A 1,966-nucleotide genomic window follows, 5' to 3' on the forward strand; every position below is an offset into this window, starting at 1 on the left:
CATCACCGAGACCTAAATCCATGTCATCGGTAGCTAAGTCATCGGTAGCATCATCACCGAGACCTAAATCCATGTCATCGGTAGCTAAGTCATCGGTAGCATCATCACCGAGGTCTAAACCTAAGTCATCGGTAGCTAATTCTTCCTCAGCATCACCGAGACCTAAATCTTCCTCTGGCTCTGGTTCAAGTGTTAGCTCTCGGGGAGGATGGTATCCCGGCGCAGCCTTTACAGGTTCTTGAGCAACCGGAGGCTGATCAGGTAAAGAACCAGAAATCCTGGCCAGCTCATGCTCTGGGTCAAAATGTAAACCCAGAACCTCAATCAACTTTTCTGGATCAGGATTAAGTTTGGAAAAGGGGAACATCAACAGAGCCGCTTCTGGGTCGAGGGCGTTGATAGTCCCCAAAATCATGGCTGAGGATGGCCTTCTACCTCCATCCGGGGTGTCAATGGAACTAATGTCCATTTGTAAAACCAACCATTCACGATTAGCCTGATAGTAGTCTAACCACTTTTGTTTCAGGGTAGTAGTAAACTCCTGGAAGAAAGCCATAACCTCTTATTCCTTATCCTGAGTAGCTAGACTTATTAAACCATCATCAGGTCTAGCTCATCTTCCTGAGTTTGAACAGAAGGCTTGGTTGGATTGAGGTAAAAATCAGACAGAAGAGAGAACAATTCCCTATCTGGCGCATCTTTGGGAACTACACCCTCCGGCTGAGACAGGATTTGATCAGCAATATTAAGATAGTAATCGCAGACATAACTTAGAGATGGGTCAGTTTCCGCCATCTCAAACAGGGTTTTCCCCTTAACCCGAGATACCCGGATATCTTCAATTAGCGGCAATACTTCCAAAACTGGCATAGGGACCGACTCGACATATTTATCAATCAGATCGCGCTTAGAGGTCCGGTTCCCAATCAAACCCGCTAACCGTAGGGGGTGAGTCCGAGATTTTTCCCGCACAGAAGCGGAGATGCGATTAGCTGCAAATAAGGCATCAAAGCCATTATCGGTGACAATCATGCAATAGTCAGCATAATTGAGGGGGGCGGCGAAACCACCACAAACCACGTCCCCAAGAACATCAAACAGGATGACATCGTATTCATCAAAGGCATTTAGTTCTTTGAGAAGTTTAACGGTTTCTCCGACCACATAGCCACCACAACCAGCACCAGCCGGGGGACCGCCTGCTTCTACGCAATCAACGCCGCCATAGCCTTTATAGATGACATCTTCGGGCCATATATCCTCATAGTGATAGTCTTTTTCCTGCAAGGTATCAATAATAGTAGGAATTAGGAACCCTGTGAGGGTAAATGTGCTGTCGTGTTTGGGATCGCAGCCAATTTGCAGGACTTTTTTACCCCGTTTGGCTAGGGCCACGGAAATATTGCAACTGGTTGTTGATTTGCCAATTCCACCTTTTCCATATACTGCGAGTTTCACGATTTTTTCTCCTGGGGCATACTTTTTCAATCATGGGGGGGCTGAGTAGTTAGGACTAACTCAGCATCCCAAGTTTTTTATCTTTGCTTTTGTTGGGGTGGCGATCGCTATTTCAGGTAGTACGGTTTTTGTCTTACCCCATAACATCGCTGTCCCTCTTGATTGCCATTATTGATGAATTTTCCGCAAATGGAAAGGGGCTATAAATTTATATTTAGTCGGAAAATAAAGCATTTTAGTTTATCAAGGATATATAAATATCTCATGGTCTCTCATAACAGCTCAAGTAAATTTATCAAGTTTTATGATAATTTGTGCCTTTTTTAGAGTAAAAGAGTTACAATACACAAATTAGTAGGGTGCGTAGACCCCTAAATCATCTATCTGGGAGGGGAAACGGATAAATAAGCTGACGCACCGAATAGACCCGTTGTAGGGTGCGTCAGACCCCTGAATCATCTATCTGGGAGGGGAAACGGATAAATAAGCTGACGCACCGAATAGACCC

General features: G+C 44.9%; 1 protein-coding gene and 1 pseudogene. Both read right to left on the reverse strand.

Annotation, left to right across the window (positions count from 1 at the left end):
• Positions 1-556 (reverse strand): annotated as a pseudogene (locus P5674_RS06180) (DUF5331 domain-containing protein); the annotation flags it as partial.
• A 35-nt stretch (positions 557-591) separates the two neighbouring features.
• Positions 592-1,458 (reverse strand): ferredoxin:protochlorophyllide reductase (ATP-dependent) iron-sulfur ATP-binding protein, encoded by an 867-nt coding sequence (gene bchL / locus P5674_RS06185; RefSeq protein WP_006616040.1) that lies wholly within the window; start codon positions 1,456-1,458, stop codon positions 592-594.
• Positions 1,459-1,966: the final 508 nt, after the last annotated feature.

Source organism: Limnospira sp. PMC 289.06 (assembly GCF_032350395.1).
In the GTDB taxonomy this organism is placed as follows: domain Bacteria; phylum Cyanobacteriota; class Cyanobacteriia; order Cyanobacteriales; family Microcoleaceae; genus Limnospira; species Limnospira platensis.